2 protein-coding genes are annotated in these 1,880 nt (G+C 73.4%); one reads left to right on the forward strand and one right to left on the reverse strand.

What is annotated here, in order from left to right; all coding sequences use genetic code 11:
- The first annotated feature begins 226 nt into the window (after nucleotides 1-226).
- Nucleotides 227-1,258 (forward strand): site-specific integrase, encoded by a 1,032-nt coding sequence (locus ACY45C_RS10000; protein WP_462187348.1) that lies wholly within the window; start codon nucleotides 227-229, stop codon nucleotides 1,256-1,258.
- A gap of 57 nt (nucleotides 1,259-1,315) precedes the next feature.
- Here ACY45C_RS10000 and ACY45C_RS10005 read toward each other — a convergent pair whose 3' ends face one another.
- Nucleotides 1,316-1,588, reverse strand: a complete 273-nt coding sequence (locus ACY45C_RS10005) for a hypothetical protein (RefSeq protein WP_462187349.1) — start codon at nucleotides 1,586-1,588, stop codon at nucleotides 1,316-1,318.
- Between the last annotated feature and the right edge of the window lie 292 nt (nucleotides 1,589-1,880).

A 1,880-nucleotide genomic window follows, 5' to 3' on the forward strand; every position in this document is an offset into this window, starting at 1 on the left:
CCCTAGAAGCTCAATCGCTGTTGAAGTCAAGTGCTGTTGAGGCCAAGGCGACGGCGTACCGGTGACGGCTATTACCGGTTCCCCGTCGGGCGGCCGAGGACGCCGCTGAGCTTCACACCGCGTGCCTCGGAGCCCGTCCACGATCCCGGGCGAGCCGCGGCGGACTAGGGTGGGTCTCGATGTTCCAGGATGTCCGGACGCCCCGGTGGTGAACGACGAGGCCACCATGCCGATCCCCGGCCCCCGTGCGCTACCGGCCGGCTCCGCCGGCGCGGCACAGCCGCCGGTGCCGGTCCTGGCGCCGGGCACCGACGGGCAGCTCACCGCCGATCTGCTCGCCCGGGTAGGGGACTACGCCCGCGCCGCGCGTTCCACGGCGACCTGGCGGGCCTACGACAGTGACCTGCGCCAGTTCCGGGCCTGGTGTGAACGCCAGACGGTGCCGCTGTGCCCGCTGCCGGCGACCCCGGCGACGGTCGCCGGTTACCTCGCCACGCTCGCCGACGCCGGGTACAAGCCCTCGACGATCCGCCGCCGGCTCGCCGCGATCTCCGTCTCCCACCAGCTCGGTCGCCATCCCAACCCGGCGAGCGCACCGGAGGTCTGCGCCGTCTGGGACGGTATCCGCCGCACCCGCGGGGTCCGCCCGGACCGCAAGACCGCGCTGGACACCTCCCTGCTGGCCCGGGTCGTCGCCGGGCTGCGCGACGACCACCTCGTCGACGTCCGCGACCGGGCACTGCTGCTGATCGGGTTCGCCGGCTGCCTGCGCCGCTCCGAACTCGTCGGCCTCGACGTCGCCGACCTGCTCGAGACCCCCGACGGAGTCGTCCTGACGATCCGGGCCTCGAAGACCGACCAGGAGGCCGCCGGTGCCCTGGTCGGCGTCGCCTACGGCTCCTACCGGCCGACCTGCCCGGTACGGGCCTGGCGGGCCTGGGCGGGCGCCGCCGCGCTGACCGACGGGCCGGCGTTCCGCGCGGTCAACCGGCACGGGCAGGTCGCGCCGGGGCGGCTCTACCCGGGCTCGGTGGCCCGGATCGTGCAGCGCCGGGTGGCCGCCGCCGGACTCGACCCGGCCGACTTCGCCGGGCATTCGCTGCGCTCCGGGTTCGCCACCGCCGCCGCCCGCGCCGGTGTCGCCGACCGGTCGATCATGCGCCAGGGCCGGTGGCGCTCCTCGGCGTCGCTCGACAGCTACGTCCGCGCCGGACGGCTGTTCGACCGCGACAACCCCTCCGGCCGCGTCGGGCTGTGAACCCGACCAGCCTGGATCGAACCCGACCGGCCTGTTGCCGTCCCGTGGCCGCGGCCATCACCGTCGACTCCGTAGGAAGCCGTCGACGATCAACGCGACCAGGACCCCCCATAGCTGGACGACGAGCCCGTCGGCGCTGACCAGCCCCGCCCGCAGCAGCGCGCCCCCGCCGGCGACCGCGACTATCGTGCATGCGGCGTAACCGGCCCGACGATGCCCGTCGGATTCGCCGTGACGGTCCCCGGCGACCGGGGAGTCCGGCCTCGCCGGCGCGCCCACCGCGGCGCGCGGGTTCTCGCGGCGGGCGCCGCCCGGCAGGCGAAGGAGCAACGGACGCGGGTGCTCGCGCCTGTCCCGACGGCGTCGTCGACGCGGGCGGCGATGATTCATCGCAGGATACTCCTCGGGAAGCGGGTGTCGAATAGCACGGCGCCTGGGCCTGTTCACTGGACCGGCGGTACCGGGCAATAAGGTGGCGTGGATCGAGTCCTGGCCTGCATGCACCCTTCTTACTCAACGCAAGGAATGCGTGGCAAGATGCTTCGTCACCGGACCAAGGGAGGTCGACGCCGATGCCGAATGCGGCAACCGCCGTGCATTCATATCCTCCTACGCGATGGAT

Source organism: Frankia sp. CcWB2, assembly GCF_977927585.1.